This is a genomic window from Rhodococcus sp. IEGM 1330, assembly GCF_033142445.1.
Lineage (GTDB): Bacteria > Actinomycetota > Actinomycetes > Mycobacteriales > Mycobacteriaceae > Rhodococcoides.
The window spans coordinates 427390-443840 of the sequence record NZ_JAWLSB010000005.1; the positions used below are offsets into that span (position 1 = coordinate 427390).

Consider the following 16451-nt stretch of genomic DNA (forward strand, 5'->3'; position numbering starts at 1 on the left):
AAGTCGAAGCGGAATATGCCCAGAGCTTCACAGCCGGCGTCGGCGGGCCGGCATCAACCGCAGGAGACTTCAGTGACGAAGCCAGTGATCGAATTTCAGGCCGGACCCGCACCTTTGGACCTGGTGACGGTCGACCTCGTCGAGGGTGACGGCGCAGAGGCAGTTGCAGGTGGCACCGTCGAGGTGCACTACGTCGGAGTCGAGTTCGATTCGGGCGAAGAGTTCGACTCGTCTTGGAACCGCGGCGAATCCATTCAGTTCCCGTTGCGCGGACTCATCCAGGGTTGGCAGGACGGCATTCCCGGAATGAAGGTCGGCGGACGCCGTCAGCTCACCATTCCGCCGGAGCTCGCCTACGGCCCCGCAGGCGCAGGTCATCGCCTGTCCGGCAAGACGCTCGTGTTCGTCATCGATCTGCTCGACGTCAAATAACTGCAGGGCCGGTAACGGCATTGCGCACGCGCTCGGCTTCGCGGGTTGCCAAGGCATTGGCAGTTCCCCCTCGGGAACCCGCGAGCTTTGCGTGAATGTGCTCGGCTACCGTCACCGGTTCGTACCGGGCCACGTCGCCGGGCTCGATGCACGACGGCAGTGGCGCGATCACCGCGTCGAGGTTGCCGTCGTGGAAGAAGGCGGCAGAACGCCTGCGCAGGATCGTCCCGTCGGTAATCGGCGGACGCACCCGATGCAGCGTCGACATCCAGCGATCGTTGGTCAGTCGGGAGGTCAGATCTCCCAGGTTCACCAACATCGCTCCGTCGGCGGGTTGCACGTCGTGCCACCGTCGGTCGCTCCCGAGAACCTGCAGGCCGGGGACTCTATCGGCCCACAGCACCGTCACCAATCCGTAGTCGGTGTGTTCACTCATGCCGGTGAGCTCGGCGGCCGGCACATGCATGCCGGGTTCGAGCGCGTAGTTGTTCATCCGCAGGGTGTCCAGCGATCGATCGGTGATGTCGGAGAACGTATTCGGTGACACGCCCAGTGCGTCGGCGAACACGGTGGTCAGCGTCCGGGCCACGCGTGCTGCCTCGGCGAAATACTCGTCGACGGCGCGTCGGAACCCCGCAGAGTCGGGCCAGGTGTTCGGCTCGCCGGTGCCGACGTTGAAGGCCTCGAAGTAGTCGTTCATGCCCGACGCCGATTCGACTCCCAGGCTCAGGCTCAGCGATTCGCTCTTCGGCGCGGTGTAGCCACGATTGCGCTCGGGTGGGCAGATGTAGGCCCGCTTCTTCGCCGAGTCGAGTCCGAAGAACGAATCCATCGCCGACGTGAGTCCGGACACGGTGTCCTCGGGAATACCGTGTCCGAGAATCTGCATGAAACCGACTGTGCTGCAGGCATAATCGACGTCTTCCGCGACGCTGCGGCGGGCAATCCCATCGGCCGCCGCGGTGGCATCACCCAGAACGTACGGGGAGATGTCGATGGTGGGAACGGTGAAATCCGACGACGTGTGCATGGGTACATGATCCTCGGCTCGGATGGACCCGCAGGTTTCTCCCGCGTAAAGACTGCCGTACTTCAGCTGTCCTGCAGCTCCAGCACCAATCGGGCACCGCCCAGCGGACTGTCGGTGAACCAGGCCCGCCCACCGTGCAATTGGGCTTGCTGCGCCACCAGAGCCAGGCCGAGCCCCGAGCCGCCCTTGGCTGCTCGGGTGCCGCGCTCGAACCGGCCGAACACCGTCTCTCGTTCATCGAGTGGAACGCCGGATCCGTTGTCGTCGACCAGGACACGTACCGTCGTGCCCTCGCGCTCGGCGGTGATGACGATCGACGTCGCGTTGCCGTGCCGAACGGCGTTGCCGATCACGTTGTCGACGGCCAGCCGAAGACCGGTCGGCAGCGCGCGCATCGTGATCTCGGAGTCGGCGGCGTACTCCACGCGTATGTCGAGTTCGGGATGCAGCCGCTGCGCATCCTGGGCTGCGACGTCGCAGATGTCGATGATGTCGGTCTCGACTCTGTCGCCCTCACTGGACAATTCGCCCGACGCCAGTCGTTCCAGGGCGGTCAGCGTCGTCTCCACTCGGCCCTGCGTCCGCTCGAGATCTCCCAGGATTTCCTGCTGTTGCGCCGGCTCGAGGTCGAGCGTTCTGAGCACCTCGATGTCGGTGCGCATCGCAGTCAGTGGGGTCCGCAGCTCGTGTGCGGAGACGGCCGCGAAGTCGCGTGCGGTGTCGAGCGCGGCATTGGTGCGGTCCTGTGCCTCGTTCACTCTGGTGAGCATGCCGCCGATCGCAACTGCGAGCGCATCGGCTTCGGTGACACCGGTGCGGGTTTCGGGCGCGGTCGGAGGTTGCGCGCTGACCTGCCGGGTCAACGTCACCAGCGGTCTGACGGCTCTGCCACCGAAGAGCCAGCCCAGTCCGGTGGACACTGCGATCGCGGCGAGTCCCAGCAGAAGCACTTGCTTCTGTTGCTCGTCGGTGACCTGCTGCGCCTCGATGGCCGGCACGCCGATCGAAATCGAAATGGACGACACCGCGGTCGATACGGCGGTGTAGACCCGGAAGCGTTGCCCGTCTACATCCACGGTCTGCGATCCGGTGTCGAGCGCGGGCAGCCGTGTCGGTGTGGACGCGACGACGATGTCGCCACTGCGGATGGTGACGGCGAACGCGCCGGAGAGCTGATCGAGGAAGGCCTCCAGAGTCGTCGAGGTCGGGACCAGCACCTGAGACGCCGTCGTCAGCCGTTCGTCGAGCTGATTGACGTTGTTGCGCGAGATGGCGACCGAGGTGACCACCGAGAGGGCGGCGACCACGAGGGTGGCACCGAGGGTCGTGGCGGCGGCCACTCGCGCGCGCAGCGAGAAGCTCATGCGGCGTCCCGGACGACGAAGCCGACGCCGCGGACCGTGTGCAGAATCCGCGGCGACCCGTCGGCCTCGAGTTTGCGTCGCAGATACCCGACGAACACGTCGACGACGTTGGTGTCGGCGACGAAGTCGTAACCCCAGACCAGTTCGAGCAGTCGTTCTCGCGTGAGAACGACGCCCTTGTTGCGGGCCAGGATGGCCAGCAACTCGAACTCTCGCTTGGTCAGGTCGATGTCGGCTCCGCCGCGGTGGACGCGATAACCGGGAATGTCGACCACCAGGGTTCCGATGGCGACGGCCGAGTTCGGTGCGCCCGAATCTGCCACCGGCACAACCGGACCGGTGCCGCGTCGACGCAGCATGGCTCGGATCCGAGCGACGAGCTCGGCCAACACGAACGGCTTGGTGAGGTAGTCGTCGGCACCGGATTCGAGTCCGGCTATGCGGTCGTCCACCGAGCTGCGGGCACTGAGTACACAGATCGGAATGTCGTTTCCCATGGCGCGCAACGCGGTCACCACGCTGGCACCGTCGAGCACCGGCATGTTGATGTCGAGCACGATGGCGTCGGGGGTGGATCGCGACACCACGCCGAGCGCCTCCGCGCCATCCGATGCGGTGATGACGGTGAACCCGGACAGGCGCAGTCCGCGTTGCAGCGACGACAACACGTCTGCGTCGTCGTCGACGACGAGAACGGTGGCGGGGGTGCTCGGCGATTCGGTCACCGGACCAATGCTATGCAACCCAGCTGTCGACGGTGGTGCGGCGTTCCTCGGGCGTTTTGGCGAAGAAGTCCTCGAGGGCGCTGCGGCGACCGGTGTCGGCATCGAGTGACCAGGCGAGCGCGGGTGCCTTGGCGTAGAGCTGCTCGTAGTACTTCTCGAAAGTGCAGGTGCTGTCGATCAGGGAGAGTGCACCGGGGAAGGGGCGTGTGTTCGTCATGATGTTCTCCTCGTCTGTTCGGTAGATCCCAAGGTAGAGGCCGTTGTTGCGGCCTTGGTGAGTCATCGTTGGCGGTTCTCTGAGAATCGACCGGCCGAGGGAGGGGATTGCTCGGGGCGGGGGTGGGTAAGACTGGATGCATGTCGATCGTCTGGTTTCGCCGTGATCTCCGTCTGGGGGATCTGCCCACCCTCACCGCCGCTGCCGAGTCGGGAGATCCGGTGCTCGGGCTCTTCGTGCTCGACGATCGTCTGCTGAAGCCGTCCGGTGGGCCGCGCAAGGATTTCCTGTTCCGCTCGCTCGAAGCACTCGACGAGCAACTCGGCGGACGGCTGATGGTGGTGCACGGTGACCCCGAGACGGTTGTCCCGAAGGTGGCGAAGGCGATCGGCACCGAGGACGTGCACATCAGTGCCGATTACGGCCCGTACGGGCGCGAGCGAGACAAGCGTGTGGGCGAGAAGGTGACCCTGATCGAGACCGGATCTCCGTATGCGGTCGCCCCCGGGCGGATCGTCAAGAACGATGGGGAGCCGTACAAGGTCTTCACGCCGTACTCACGGCAGTGGATGGAACACGGTTGGCGCGGTCCGGCGGACACCTCGGCCGACTCCGCCGACTGGATCGACCCGGACGAGGTGAAAGGCGTTCGGCGAGTGCAGATTCCCTCCGAGAAAGATGCGTCCGATGCGGCAGCGGGTGAGGCGGCCGCTTCGAAGCAGTGGAAGGAATACCTCGACGAGGTTTCGGCGTACGACGATGAGCGCAATCGTCCCGACCTCGACTCGACGAGTCGGATGTCGGTGCATCTGAAGTACGGAACCATTCACCCGCGAACGATGCTCGCCGACCTGGGCAAGCTCCGCAACGAGGGCGCGGCGTCGTATCGTCGACAGATCTGCTGGCGAGACTTCTACGGCGACATCCTCTTTCAGCGTCCCGACAGTGCGCGTGAGAACTACGTCAAGAAGTTCGATGCGATCGAACTGGACACGGGCAAGCACGCCGACGAGTTGTTCGAGGCCTGGTGCAAGGGCGAGACCGGCTTCCCGATCGTCGATGCCGGTATGCGGCAGTTGAACTCGGAGAAGTGGATGCACAATCGGGTACGCATGATCGTCGCGTCGTTCCTGGTCAAGGATCTGCATCTGCCGTGGTGGCGGGGAGCCCGGTACTTCATGCAGCATCTCGTCGACGGAGATCTGGCCAGCAACCAGCACGGCTGGCAGTGGACCGCGGGAACGGGAACCGACGCATCGCCGTACTTCCGAGTGTTCAATCCCATCACCCAGGGCGAGAAATTCGATCCCACCGGCGAGTACGTGCGACGCTGGGTGCCGGAGCTGCGCGGTGAAGAAGGAAAAGCCGTGCACACGTTGAAGTTCGGCCGGCCCAAGGAGTACGCCGAGCCGATCGTCGACCACAAGCATGAACGGGAAGTTGCGATCGCCCGGTTCAAGGCCCTGTAACACCTGCCTTGGCTGTAGTACTTCAGCGCTTGCGGGACAACCCGACTCCCACCAGGCAGATCACTCCGCCGACCACCGCGAGGACGTGCGGAACCTCCCCCAGCAGCAACCATGCGAGTGTGATGGTGATCGGTGGGACCGCGTACGTGGTGATGCCGAGCTTGCCCGCGTTCATTCGCGTCAACGCGTAGGCCCAGGTGCTGAACGCGAGTGCAGTCGGGACGAGACCGAGGTAGATCAATCCGCCGGTGGCACCGGCCGAAGCGGCCCCGAGGTCGTCGAGCAGAGCCGGTGCAAACGGTAGCGTGCAGACCATACCGATGGTGCATGCCATCCACGTGACCTGAAGTCCGGGGATGGTGCGCAGCACCGGCTTCTGGCTGAGCACTCCGATGGCGTAGGTGACCGCGGACACCAGGCACAGTGCGATGCCGAGGAAGTCGGCGTCGGTCTTGGTGGTCGAGGTGGTGGTGACGGCAGTGACGACACCGACCATGACCGCGCCGGCGAACGCGATGCCTGCACCGATCACCAGCCACCTCGGAAAGCCCTCGCCCAGAAGCAGACCCGCGAACAGGGCGACCAGAATCGGTCCGATCTGAATGATCATCGACGTCGTCCCGGCGTCGACTCGTTGCTCGGCGGCATTGAGGGCGACGTTGTAGATGCCGAACCAGAAGACGCCGATGCTGATGATCTGCAGCCACTGCGTCCGATTCGGCTTGACCCACCGTCGGCCGGAGTGGAGCCCGCGGAACGACCTCAGATTCTGCACGAGAACTATCGCGCCGAGTGCGAACGATCCGATGAGCAGCCGGCCCAATGCCAGTGGGCCGGCACCGAACGACTCGCCGACGCCGCGAATCGCTACGAAAGCCGAGGCCCACGAGACCACCGTGATGGTGACCGCACCGAGGGCGAGCCAGTCGACGGCAGGTCGGGTGTCGAGATCTGTCATGCCGACGACGCTATCGCGCGGGACGTCTCTGTGGCGCGCGGGTTTCGGCCATGGTTGCTCGAATTAAAGCCGGAGCGGCGGCGGTGAATCGATACGGGTCCCCCATGGTAGGCGCGCCAGCGCAGCGACGGGTCCACTGAGTGCGGTGCTGATCAGCGCAACTATCGCGAGGCAGGCAAATCCGACGGGTGTGAGTAAACCGGATCGAAGTCCGATCGATGCGATGACCAATTCGGTCACCCCACGGCAGTTGAGTAACGCAGAATAGATCAAACAGTCCGTCGGTCTCATTCCGAACCCGATGCCAGAGGCAATTCCTGGTATGAATTTGATGAAAAAGCACAGCCCCAGCAGCTACAAGACGGTTGGGGCAACAGACACTCCGGCTCGCTCGAGAACGTCCAGTGGGGCGTGAGCTGATGCCACAACAAAGAAGACCGGTAGCAGCAGCCTGTGCAACCACGGCTCGAACTCGACGAATGCGGCTGAGACCGCGCTGGTCGGCCGGATCGAGATCCCTGCGATCGCTGCGCCGACGGACGGATGCGCCCCCGCGATATCTGCTGCGTACCCGAGGCTTACGGCAGAAACGACAAGGGCCGCGGTTGCTGCTCGAACACTGTCGGTCGACCCGGCACAGACGGAGGCGGCTGCTCCGGCCAATGTCAGAAGCACTGCAGAAGTTGTATACCCACTGTTCCATGATGGTGCCGATACTGTCGACAGCAGCAATGCTGTGAGACCGAGCCACACGACACCGTCGGTGAGAATCGACACTGTCATACAACGGCGAACAGCCCGGTGGTCTGAAATTCCGGCTTCGCGAACAATGGACGCCAGGACCGGGACGGCGGTTACCGAGACTGCGAGGACGAGAAAAAGTGCGCCGGGCACGCTGTTGGACTTCAGAAGTTGCGGCGTCCCGAGGCCGAAAATCACGGCCGCTGCCAGTAGGCCTGGCCCGGCGACGGCCGTTACGACGGCCGCGGAATGCCGTACCCAACCGATCGGCGCGTCGCTACTCGGACTTACTGCCCTGACACTGTGTGCCACGGCGGCGACAACCAGCATCAGTCCGAGGTTTCCCACCTCGCCGGGCAGTGAGTGGGAGCTGGTGAGAACCGCCGCTGCAGAAGGGGCCAGCTCGTGAAAAGCGGTGGCAGACAATATTCCCCACATCATGGAACCAACAACCATGGGTTGCTTGAGCATCGATGCCAGACGGCCCAGGAGGGCACTCCCCACGACCGCCGACAACACGACGGCAACGCCGATCATGGTGTCGTCAGTGATTACTGGTGCGGCGCCGCGCCGACAGCGTCACGACACCGACACCGAGGCCGACGGCTACCAGCCCCCAACCGGCTACCTCGCCGATGCCGAACACGAGCACAAGGCCCAAAGCGATACACACAAGTGTGGCACCTGAAATTATACGTTCGAACGTCATTGCAGTTCCTTCGATTCAAGTCTGGGCGGTGCTCGAGTCTGAAGCAACTGCGGTACTGCACGGCTCGGGTTGGTTGACGAAAGACCGAACTGTGCAGTACCGCAGCGGATCAGCAGACGATCTTTACCGTCGTCGCTCCGGCCGTGAAACCAGCAATACTGAGACCGATAGTGCTGATCGGGTCGCTGCTTGCGGGTGCCTCGGAGAGCGACGAAGCTGTCAGTTCGTCCGAAGAGGTAAAGCGGGTGAGGTCGCCGAACAAGTCATTCTTCATGTCGATGCCTTTCTTATGCCTGTTGGAGTTGCGTCGGTCTTGTCCGACGGTACGCTCAAATCAATTGTAAGACAACAACTTCGAGTAGTTTATTCGAGCATGTCCGTTTTCAGATCGGCCAAAGCAGACAAAGCCTGCTCGAAAGGAACGCAGACACCGATTCCTTCGCTGCCAGAACTCGCGCTGATTCCGGAGACCGGTGCTACCACGGAGACGTTGTCGCGCAGCGACAGTCGCCGTACATTGTCGCGATAGCCTTCGTTGTAGGCACCGCCTGGTGGCAGGGACGGGCAGACCACCACCGGGGCTCGAGTGCATTGGATTGCCAGCAACGCCGGGGAGTTTCCGAACCCGTGGGCAAGACGTGCGACGAAGTCCATAGTTGCGGGATGAACGATCACGCCATCGGCCCAGTCCGCAAGCTCGACGTGCAACGCGTGATCGTGTTCATCGAATGCGTCGATCAACGGCACCCGTTGTGCGATCGCGCCGAGCGCGAGTCGAGTGAGGAACCGTTGGGCGGATCTGGTCAGTATCACCTGGACTTCGAAGCGTCCATCATGCTGGGCCGCCGCCACGCGGTCCAGGGCGAGAGCAGCCTGAAATCCGCCGGTGACCACGTAGAGAAGTCGAGACCGTCCGGTGCCGTCGTTGTTCACAGTGTGCTCGCGATGACCTCGGCCATGGAACCCATGGCAGTCGAATCGCCCATGCTCGAGGCGAATTCGCGGTAGTGCGAGATCAGTCGGAATACTTCTGCCGAATCGACGGCCTCGGTGTCGTATCCGGTTTCCGCGGCAGCAGCGCGAATTACATCTTGCGCGACTCGAATTTCCTGACTGCTCTCGCCCAGCACGACGCTTCGAGCGTGCAACTCGCGAATTTCCCCGAGGAGGCAGCCGATGTCGTATTCTGCTGATGCACTGGAGCGCCAGGGTCCGCACAGTATCTCGATGCCGGTGCCGACGGCGACCATGTTGCCGAGGCCGAACAGACCGTGAGAGGCCACGGGCCTGGCGGATCGCGCAATAGCGTTCACCGCCTCCCGCGCCTTCGACCATTGTAAATCGGTCAATCTGGACTGCAGGCCCGTAGAGCCGATTCCTGCCGAGGCCAACCAGTTCACCGTCGCAGCGATCGGCGCTGGAGGGTCGTCGGTGCCCCCACCGTGTAATTGAGATACCAGGCGAACGGTTCTTACGGCTGACACGATTGCAGGCACGTATTCGGCGATCATGCCCGCGTCGTCCAGACAGACCGCCGCCACACTGTCGTAGCCGGACGACATCCAAGTGGCTGCGTCGGATGTCGCACTGTCGGGACCGAGAAACCGGGCCGCTCCGGCCGTGTAGTCCGGGACGCGACCGGGGTGCCACTGGGCGCTCGATGCCGGACCGCGAATCTTCGACCACTGCCATCTGCCGCTGTCGTGAGTTGTAACCGACGTGGTGACGAAGCTCGATCCGTATGTAGTGTCACTCATCGAGGTCCTCCTGGTGATGTTCGAGGACTGTCCGCACGGCACCGCACGCCGCCGCCGTGCCGAAATATGCCTGCATGCCACTGGCGTTGAGCACCAGTTCGTCTACTCCTGCCGATCGGTAGGAGTTCAGCAGACGGGACAGCCGAGAACTTTCCGCATCAAGGACTGCCGTCGATGCCGCCAACACCTCGGAATTTCGCTGTCTGTCGTCACCCACTTTCAGACCTGCTCTACGCAGCATGTCGAGGTAATGCGGCATCGAGAGGTGCGGCGACTCGACCAAGACATGTGCGGCAATTCCTTGTCCGGACGCAAACAGCGGGTTGACCGCGACCAGCCTTGGCACGGGCCGACCCAGTCTTTGTGCGCCACGCTTCATCGCTGGAACGACGACATCGCGCAAGTACTGCGGTGGGCACAACCATGTGACTGCGAAATCCGCTGCTTCTCCAACCATTTCGGCCATCGCAGGTCGTAGAACACCGACTCCGATTTCGATGCCCGGGAGGTGGGTTCCCCTGCCTTCGATCTGCGTTCGCACGCGGTCTGTATGGGCGCGGAACTCCTCGACATACTGGCGTGTGGCCTGAATCGGCTTGGACAGACGGTGCCCGAGCCAGCTTTCCTGATACTCGATCGAACCCGGTCCCACGCCGAAAGCTACCGGCTGTCGTGATAGTTGAGCATGTGCAATCACCTCGAGTGCAGCAGTGGATGCCGGCCGCATTCCCATCAGTGCAACAGAGAATCCGACCGCCGACGATCGACCGGCACCGGCAGCATAGGCAAACATGGAAGCCGCTGATCCGAGATTGGCCTGTCCGGTCCACAGGGTCGTCTCAAAACTACTCGCCAACTCCGCAAAGGGGAGTAGGTCGGCCGGTGCGTCTGGCGCCCGTCCTACGATCAACGACAATTTCACCGGGGGCTCCGTATCGTTCGTACCGTCGGAGTCCATGACGACTCCAGTAGTCGGTGAAGGTGTCGGTCGATATCGGCCAACCTGCGGAGTGGAACCCCTGCCGCGTAGTAGGACGAGGCCATCGACAGCAGGCCGCGCCCGGACGATGCCGCGTAGTTGTGGCGCGTCGACACGGTAGCGGCTGCCGCTGTCAGAGCCGGTCGAGGTACCCCTTGTTCGAGGCCGGTACAGACCGCTGTCATCTTGTCGACACAGTCTCGAACCCTGCTGTGCGCGACGCGTGCGTGGGCGAGGACGACGTGCGTACCTGCGCGAGACTCGACTCCAGACCACACCTCGTAGGCAATTCCTGTCTCCTCTCGCATTGTGCCGATCAGCAAGGAGTTACGCGTAGACCCGAGAAGAGCTGCCACCAACTGTGTCTGGGGGAAGTCGGTGCCGACGAAGTCGGTGCCGACCGCCATGGTCACAACCGCGTTTGCGCCGTTCTCGACGTGCACCCACGGGTCGGAGGATTCTCCGACGCGCGTGAAGACGGATCCACCCACGGTGTCGGTGACGGTCGTCGCGGTGGTCATTTCTGTGATCACATCGATCATTCGGTCCGTGTCGAATGCGCCACCGAGGCATACCAGCGGAACGAGATCCCGTGGCACCGTTCTCGGGGTGCCGGTCGATCTCAATTCTCGGTAGAGACTGGCCTCGGCCGAGCCAACGGCCAGAGTGGAGTGTATCGGCGGGAGTCGGTCGTCGTCATGAGGTCTCGTGGGGAAATGGGCGACGGCAGAACGCAGCTTCGTGAGGCAATCACGCAAGGCCGATTCGCCTGCATCGGGGGTAGCAGTGAACTCTGCACACAGAGCGGTACGTTCGTCGTTGTAGGTGAGCGAGCCGGTGTGATGATTACCGACGAATGTCGTGGTATCGATCGAAACCGTTGTCGCAACCCACCGAGGAACCGGGAGCGAGACGGTTCCGAAGCATATATCCGATGTGAATCGGCTGAGAAGAGCATGGCAGGAGTCGGCTTCGATCGACACTGCAGGCGCGCCCAGAAACTCAGTATCCGTGTGCATCGATGCCGACCCATCTGTTGTGCCGTTTGAGCAACGTGTGGACGAATGCTTCGACGTCCGATGCAGTCACCGATCGCACCACCGTCCGAAGCCGTCCGAGAGCGGCATGGTCTCCGAACAACTGCTGACACCGTGCGAGCGCGCTGGCGTAGAACTCGTTGTCGTCGAGAGCTATTCCGATATTGACGGCCGAGGCCACCGCGCTTCGTGCCACACTTTCCGCGTCGATCGAGTGTGTGAACTCTTCGCAGACCAGGTGTGCCGTCGTGGCCAGCTGTTGGGCGTACGTTCCGCCGGTGAAGCACAGAACGAACGTCTCGGGCCCGGCCGTCGTGGCGGTGCCGAAGTACCCGACCGAGGCATCCAGAGCTACCAGCAGATGTTCGGAGCCTCGAGCGCTTGCGTTGCCGAACGTCGAAATCCATTGAGCAGCGACAACAGCGGTGGCGTACTCTTTCTGGTCGTCGATCAGGGACGCGATGCTCACTCCGATCGCAACCGCGGCGTATCGACCCGCGCGAATGAAGGGCGAGCATTCGTCGCCCGACCCGTCCTGTGCCGGTGGGACGGGTGCGCCCACAACGGCGGGGACTTCGGCAAGAATGCGAGATGCTCGTTCCAGCACGCCGCCGACTCGTTCAGGGCTGCACAGTACAGCGATCACCAGTCGGTCGGGTTGCCATGCGGTAACGAGCGCATCGACTGTGGCACATGGCATGGGGAGGTTATCTGGTCGGCCGTACCCGTCGCTGCCGTGAGCGGTGCCCGGATACAGCGCTGCGGGCAGAGTCCGCCAGGGAAATCCGCCGTAGGGCGTCGACTCCATCACATTCAGTTCGTTGATCACCGCCGCTGTCTCCGCCCGCACGTCGTTCTCGTCGACGGCGTCGTGTGTGCCGATCATTCGAAGAGTGGATAGCGCGCGGTCGATTCGCGTTGCAGGCACTATTTGAGCGATGGTCATCGAGTCTCGGAAAGTTCGTCCATTGACCAGAGGATCGTCGGCAATTTTCGAAATTGTCCGTACAACGAGATGCTCGAACATATGGGACAAACCGGGACTGCGATAGTCCTGATCGAACCCATGAGCAAAAGAAGTCGAAACCGCAGCCACTGTAGAGCTTCGTATTTCGCCCACAATGATCGTAACTCCATTGTCTAGCCGTCGCACGTGAGTCCGATTTTGCATCTCGAGTTACCCGAATCTTTCGACGCTATGGAAATCTTTCGTAGCCGTGCACTCCTGCGGACATGAAAGTGCACGGCCGGCGAAAGTCCGACTCAGCAGTTGTATTTGAAGGTGAGTGCAGTATCGACGCCGCTCGTGACCGAAATGATCGAAATCGTTACTGCGGCAGAAGACTCGATCGAAGCGGGTGCCGACGACGCAGCGGACGCCACCATGTCGGCTGGGGCGGTGTAGGTGTCGATTGAATCGAAAAGAACGTTGGACATTGTTTTCTCCTCGCGTGAAGTGTCTCCAGTAAACAAATTACTTACGTATGCTAACTGGCCTGAAGTCTTTTGGCAACGGCTGCATCGGATTCGAGTATCGATTGCTGCGCTTTGGCCATGGTTTCCGAAATTCTCTCCATCCCCATCGGCTCGAAATTTAAAATGTCCGGCAGTCTGTTGACTCCTGCGATCAGCGTGATGAATCCGATTTCACTCGTACGGGTCAAATATTCTCCCTGAGCTCGTGCGCGCTGCATGTAGTCTTCGCGCTTCCGGTGGGGATCGTAGAAATATCGAACGTAACCGAGTATGTCGTCCACCAACTGACGGTAGATCCGTTCATAGGCTGCGAAAGGTACCGCCGCGGTGTTGCCCGGCATCAAAGATGCGTCGATACTTTTTGCAGCGAGCCAACCGGCCGACCCGGCAAGAAAGACTCCGGAGGAGAAAAGTGGATCGACAAAGGCGGCCGCGTCCCCGGCTGCCATCCAACCGGGGCCGTGAAACCGATCGGATGTGTGCGACCAATCGCGGGCCGTGCGCAACTGGGCATCATCGAATCCTGCACGAGGCGGGACGGCGTGCTTGGTGACCGTCGAGCGCTCGATGGCAGCGTGAAACACATCCGCAACGGAGCGCGTGCCGTCACGCGTCAACTGGCGCAGTGTGGCCGCAGGCAGAACGTGTCCGACGCTTGCTCTGTCCGCTGCCAGCGGAATTGTCCACAGCCACCCGCCGTCGTTCATGGACTCGATGAGGATGTCGTTCTCTGATTCATCCGAGTAGGGCCTGAAGTCGCCGTACCCCCAGATCGCAACATTGCGAAGATCTTCGTGAAACTCCACCTCGGCACGTCCCCGAGTCACTACCCTCGCCTGCCCGCTGCAGTCCAATACGACTGAGGCAGAAACGATCTGCTCGGCACCGTCGGTGCGATATCTCAGACCGGTCACGACTCCGTCTGTTTCCAGTACGGACATCACCTTCGCTTGCTCCCGAACCACAGCACCATGACTGCGAGCGTTGTCCAACAGCAAGAGATCGAACTGCGCACGATCGACGTGCCAGGAGTGGGTGTAGCGGCTCGCCAGCCCGAACGGTGTTCGCCACGGGCCCGGATCATGTCCCCAGATCAGGGATATCCCGAGTTTTTTCTGAAAACGGGCGTCCATGTCAGCTTGGGTGATGCCTACTTCTTCGAGTATGGGAACGAACCCGGTGACAAATGATTCGCCGATGTGATAACGCGGGAAGCTTTCCGATTCGAGGACCAGTACGGATCGACCGCGATCGGCGAGTGAGGTAGCCGCTATGGAACCGGCTGGACCACCTCCGACGACGACGACGTCGAATGATTCGACCGACATGACTTCAGTCCTTTCGCAATTCGTCGAGCCAAGGAACGATAGGGGAGGAAAGATTGCGGCTGAGGTCCGTTGGATCAATTCCACGGGCAGCGAGGCGCTCGACAAGATATTCGCTTTTCGGCTTCGCTGTCACGGCGGTACCGGCCGCGTGGCCTATCAGCGCTTCCGCCACGGCAGTCGAGCGATGTTGACCGAAGCTCATCGCAGCGGATCGAGGGTCGGGGTCGGCCGGCTCGAAGGCGTAGGAAATTCCTGGTCCCACGCGTGTGGTGAACGGTGAGTGACGGTCGGAAGTTGTATCGGACAATGCAATTGCCTCGACTACGGCGGGAATTTCGGGCCATGCTCGGCGTGGGAAGTAAATAACAAGAGAATCATTCCTCCCCAGCAATGGTGCGTCCGAAATCATCTTCATCTGCCACGGCACATCTTGTTCTCCGAGGAATCGGACCAGGACCCGCCAGAGGCCCAGTGCGGCAACTGGATTGTCTACGGTGCAGTACAGCCGTACCAACGTGCCGCGGCCGACGAAGGGACGGCGGCAGCCGCGGACCAGAAAGAAGCCGGGCGACACTCGTGGTCTGCGGGAGTCGAGCCGAATCGTCGCTCCTTCCCGCGTTTCTGTGACCGACCGCGACGGAACGGCGATTCGCACTCCCTGATGCATCACGATCCATCGGTCGGCGTCACTTCGATCCACGATATCGACCGGCGTTACCGACACGAAGTCAGCTGCTGCAGTGGCAATGTCGTGCTCGAACGTGTTGCCCGAGCCCCGCTTGACGAACTGAGCGGCTTTCGGATCCCGGCCTGCGTGCTCGCGCACATAGATGCGGTCCGACAAGCGGGCTATGAGCGCTGTACGCGTTCCCGCGTCTATCGTGTCGCCTGCGTATCGTGCGGAAATGGATTCGAGATCGACGGATATATCGTCGAGGATGTCGGCCAGTAGACCGGATTTCAGGTCGGCGGTGGTACTCATCGGGTCAGGCCCTCGATTCCCAGACTGTGTGCATGTAATCCTGGTTCCAAGACCAACGATCGTCCGATCCCCGCCGCGGCCCGCGCCACGGGCGAAACAGACGTCATCGAACCGGCAAGCGCAATCATTCGGTCCCACAGATGCCAGCCGGCAAAGGCCGCGACTCGCTCAGATAGCGGCCTGTAGTGATCTGCGTCGGACGCGTCGAGGCGGTTCACTCGCCCTCGGTAGCCGTCGATGTAGGCCCGGACCAGTGGCTTTGCGGACTCGAACTGGGCTGCCGCTACTTCGCTGACCTGTTCTCGGGTGACGTTCGGTTCCTCGGACTCGTCGGCCAAAAGCGAAGGTACGTCTGCGATCGCGTAATACAGCCACTCGCCCACCATCGAGCCGAGATCACGCGCTCGGTCACCGAGTTGAAGATCTTCGAGGTCCAGAATGTGTGTGTCCTCATCGGAGAACAGGAACTGGTCGAACCGCAGGTCGCCGTGGATCGGCACGTCGCTGACCTCGTCGCGCAACAGTGTGTCGATCGAACGCGCGAGTTCCATATCTGCATGAAGCAGCCGCCACACTGCAAGTTCTGCGGCCGTGGCACCGAGATATCGGTCGGGATTGACTTCCGTGATGCCGATCAGACGCCACGTCGGGTGCGGGTGGGGTGTCACCGAAGCGGAATCGATGTTGTGAATCGCCGCGGTCAGTTGTCCGCACAGTCGAGCCTGATCGTGCGTCAGCGCGCCCTTCTCGACGCTGAGCTCCAGCCCAGAACGTGCACCGACGATCTGCTCGAACACGATCAAAGAATTCTCTGGGTCCGTGGCGACGATGCGGGGAGTGGTAAAACCCTGGCCGCAGAGAGATTCGGCAATCAACGTTCGCTGAAACCGTTCGGCATCGGTGTCGCCGAGGAAGCGTTTGGCGAACACGCGATCGCCGCGACTCGTGGTACCGGCGAGAGTCTCGTTCCGTCCGTAGAAGCTGTGTCTGTCCGACGCCTCCAGTATGCCTAGCCCGCGGTCGGACAACAGTGCTTCAAGGCCCGGGAACATTTCGGCCGGGGACAATCGGAAGGTCGTCACAGTTTGACACCTCTCTGCTTCGTAAGACGTGAGCATCTTGTACGAGCTGTGTTGCGAGATCGTTACCGAGAGTAACTGATGGGCATACCAGTCGCGCCGTTTCCCAGGTGAACATTACGTGAACTAATTAGTTGAAGTATTGACCTTGTGCAAATTGTCCAAATA

At 61.9% G+C, this 16451-nt stretch carries 19 protein-coding genes; 2 read left to right on the top strand and 17 right to left on the bottom strand.

The window, feature by feature from the left end; genetic code table 11:
- The first annotated feature begins 72 nt into the window (after positions 1 to 72).
- Entirely contained in the window at positions 73 to 432 is a 360-nt protein-coding gene (locus R4P57_RS15015; RefSeq protein WP_032377394.1) for an FKBP-type peptidyl-prolyl cis-trans isomerase, read from the top strand.
- Here the strand turns inward: R4P57_RS15015 and R4P57_RS15020 are convergent.
- The 4 genes from R4P57_RS15020 to R4P57_RS15035 form a co-directional block, all read right to left on the bottom strand.
- Positions 425 to 1462, bottom strand: coding sequence for an isopenicillin N synthase family dioxygenase (locus R4P57_RS15020; protein WP_317803609.1), 1038 nt, complete (start codon positions 1460 to 1462; stop codon positions 425 to 427). The genes R4P57_RS15015 and R4P57_RS15020 overlap by 8 nt on opposite strands.
- A 62-nt stretch (positions 1463 to 1524) precedes the next feature.
- The gene (locus R4P57_RS15025) at positions 1525 to 2826 is read right to left on the bottom strand and encodes a HAMP domain-containing sensor histidine kinase (RefSeq protein WP_317803610.1); all 1302 of its coding nucleotides are present in this window, start codon (positions 2824 to 2826) and stop codon (positions 1525 to 1527) included.
- On the bottom strand, positions 2823 to 3551 hold the full coding sequence (locus R4P57_RS15030; RefSeq protein WP_317803611.1) for a response regulator transcription factor: 729 nt from the start codon (positions 3549 to 3551) through the stop codon (positions 2823 to 2825). The genes R4P57_RS15025 and R4P57_RS15030 overlap by 4 nt, the downstream gene beginning before the upstream one ends.
- Before the next feature lie 10 nt (positions 3552 to 3561).
- Complete coding sequence (locus R4P57_RS15035; protein WP_032395828.1) at positions 3562 to 3768, bottom strand: hypothetical protein; 207 nt, start codon at positions 3766 to 3768, stop codon at positions 3562 to 3564.
- A 140-nt stretch (positions 3769 to 3908) separates the two neighbouring features.
- Here R4P57_RS15035 and R4P57_RS15040 point away from each other — a divergent pair, with 140 nt between their 5' ends.
- Positions 3909 to 5237, top strand: a complete 1329-nt coding sequence (locus tag R4P57_RS15040) for a deoxyribodipyrimidine photo-lyase (RefSeq protein ID WP_317803612.1) — start codon at positions 3909 to 3911, stop codon at positions 5235 to 5237.
- 22 nt (positions 5238 to 5259) lie between these two features.
- Here R4P57_RS15040 and R4P57_RS15045 read toward each other — a convergent pair whose 3' ends face one another.
- From R4P57_RS15045 to R4P57_RS15105, 13 genes are all read right to left on the bottom strand, one after another.
- Complete coding sequence (locus R4P57_RS15045; RefSeq protein WP_317803613.1) at positions 5260 to 6195, bottom strand: DMT family transporter; 936 nt, start codon at positions 6193 to 6195, stop codon at positions 5260 to 5262.
- A gap of 354 nt (positions 6196 to 6549) precedes the next feature.
- A complete protein-coding gene (locus tag R4P57_RS15050; RefSeq protein WP_317803614.1) occupies positions 6550 to 7473 on the bottom strand; it encodes a cation:proton antiporter in 924 nt (307 codons plus the stop codon).
- A gap of 7 nt (positions 7474 to 7480) precedes the next feature.
- On the bottom strand, positions 7481 to 7645 hold the full coding sequence (locus R4P57_RS15055; RefSeq protein ID WP_317803615.1) for a hypothetical protein: 165 nt from the start codon (positions 7643 to 7645) through the stop codon (positions 7481 to 7483).
- A gap of 109 nt (positions 7646 to 7754) precedes the next feature.
- Positions 7755 to 7919 carry a hypothetical protein gene (locus tag R4P57_RS15060; protein ID WP_283274974.1) on the bottom strand — a complete coding sequence of 55 codons (165 nt, stop codon included), beginning with the start codon at positions 7917 to 7919 and terminating at the stop codon, positions 7755 to 7757.
- Between the two features lie 89 nt (positions 7920 to 8008).
- Positions 8009 to 8578, bottom strand: coding sequence for a flavoprotein (locus tag R4P57_RS15065; RefSeq protein WP_317803616.1), 570 nt, complete (start codon positions 8576 to 8578; stop codon positions 8009 to 8011).
- Complete coding sequence (locus R4P57_RS15070; RefSeq protein ID WP_317803617.1) at positions 8575 to 9402, bottom strand: hypothetical protein; 828 nt, start codon at positions 9400 to 9402, stop codon at positions 8575 to 8577. The genes R4P57_RS15065 and R4P57_RS15070 overlap by 4 nt, the downstream gene beginning before the upstream one ends.
- Positions 9395 to 10360, bottom strand: a complete 966-nt coding sequence (locus tag R4P57_RS15075; protein ID WP_317803618.1) for an LLM class flavin-dependent oxidoreductase — start codon at positions 10358 to 10360, stop codon at positions 9395 to 9397. Before R4P57_RS15075 ends, R4P57_RS15070 begins: the two co-directional genes overlap by 8 nt.
- Positions 10321 to 10902 carry a hypothetical protein gene (locus R4P57_RS15080; protein WP_317803619.1) on the bottom strand — a complete coding sequence of 194 codons (582 nt, stop codon included), beginning with the start codon at positions 10900 to 10902 and terminating at the stop codon, positions 10321 to 10323. Before R4P57_RS15080 ends, R4P57_RS15075 begins: the two co-directional genes overlap by 40 nt.
- Positions 10903 to 11383: 481 nt before the next feature.
- The gene (locus R4P57_RS15085) at positions 11384 to 12304 is read right to left on the bottom strand and encodes a hypothetical protein (RefSeq protein WP_317803620.1); all 921 of its coding nucleotides are present in this window, start codon (positions 12302 to 12304) and stop codon (positions 11384 to 11386) included.
- A 377-nt stretch (positions 12305 to 12681) separates the two neighbouring features.
- Complete coding sequence (locus R4P57_RS15090; protein ID WP_317803621.1) at positions 12682 to 12855, bottom strand: hypothetical protein; 174 nt, start codon at positions 12853 to 12855, stop codon at positions 12682 to 12684.
- A 50-nt stretch (positions 12856 to 12905) separates the two neighbouring features.
- The gene (locus tag R4P57_RS15095; protein WP_317803622.1) at positions 12906 to 14327 is read right to left on the bottom strand and encodes an NAD(P)/FAD-dependent oxidoreductase; all 1422 of its coding nucleotides are present in this window, start codon (positions 14325 to 14327) and stop codon (positions 12906 to 12908) included.
- Positions 14227 to 15204: a T3SS effector HopA1 family protein gene (locus R4P57_RS15100; protein WP_317803623.1), complete on the bottom strand. Its 978-nt coding sequence runs from the start codon at positions 15202 to 15204 to the stop codon at positions 14227 to 14229. The genes R4P57_RS15095 and R4P57_RS15100 overlap by 101 nt, the downstream gene beginning before the upstream one ends.
- Entirely contained in the window at positions 15201 to 16286 is a 1086-nt protein-coding gene (locus R4P57_RS15105; RefSeq protein WP_317803624.1) for a phosphotransferase, read from the bottom strand. The genes R4P57_RS15100 and R4P57_RS15105 overlap by 4 nt, the downstream gene beginning before the upstream one ends.
- Between the last annotated feature and the right edge of the window lie 165 nt (positions 16287 to 16451).

Excerpts from the sequence above, each read along its gene's own strand:
- R4P57_RS15075 (WP_317803618.1), bottom strand. The coding sequence starts at position 10,360 with ATGGACTCCGACGGTACGAACGATACGGAGCCCCCGGTGAAATTGTCG.
- R4P57_RS15035 (WP_032395828.1), bottom strand. The coding sequence starts at position 3,768 with ATGACGAACACACGCCCCTTCCCCGGTGCACTCTCCCTGATCGACAGC.
- R4P57_RS15060 (WP_283274974.1), bottom strand. The coding sequence starts at position 7,919 with ATGAAGAATGACTTGTTCGGCGACCTCACCCGCTTTACCTCTTCGGAC.
- R4P57_RS15090 (WP_317803621.1), bottom strand. The coding sequence starts at position 12,855 with ATGTCCAACGTTCTTTTCGATTCAATCGACACCTACACCGCCCCAGCC.
- R4P57_RS15020 (WP_317803609.1), bottom strand. The coding sequence starts at position 1,462 with ATGCACACGTCGTCGGATTTCACCGTTCCCACCATCGACATCTCCCCG.
- R4P57_RS15025 (WP_317803610.1), bottom strand. The coding sequence starts at position 2,826 with ATGAGCTTCTCGCTGCGCGCGCGAGTGGCCGCCGCCACGACCCTCGGT.
- R4P57_RS15055 (WP_317803615.1), bottom strand. The coding sequence starts at position 7,645 with ATGACGTTCGAACGTATAATTTCAGGTGCCACACTTGTGTGTATCGCT.
- R4P57_RS15050 (WP_317803614.1), bottom strand. The coding sequence starts at position 7,473 with ATGATCGGCGTTGCCGTCGTGTTGTCGGCGGTCGTGGGGAGTGCCCTC.
- R4P57_RS15080 (WP_317803619.1), bottom strand. The coding sequence starts at position 10,902 with ATGACCACCGCGACGACCGTCACCGACACCGTGGGTGGATCCGTCTTC.
- R4P57_RS15085 (WP_317803620.1), bottom strand. The coding sequence starts at position 12,304 with ATGATCGGCACACACGACGCCGTCGACGAGAACGACGTGCGGGCGGAG.
- R4P57_RS15045 (WP_317803613.1), bottom strand. The coding sequence starts at position 6,195 with ATGACAGATCTCGACACCCGACCTGCCGTCGACTGGCTCGCCCTCGGT.
- R4P57_RS15040 (WP_317803612.1), top strand. The coding sequence starts at position 3,909 with ATGTCGATCGTCTGGTTTCGCCGTGATCTCCGTCTGGGGGATCTGCCC.
- R4P57_RS15100 (WP_317803623.1), bottom strand. The coding sequence starts at position 15,204 with ATGAGTACCACCGCCGACCTGAAATCCGGTCTACTGGCCGACATCCTC.
- R4P57_RS15070 (WP_317803617.1), bottom strand. The coding sequence starts at position 9,402 with ATGAGTGACACTACATACGGATCGAGCTTCGTCACCACGTCGGTTACA.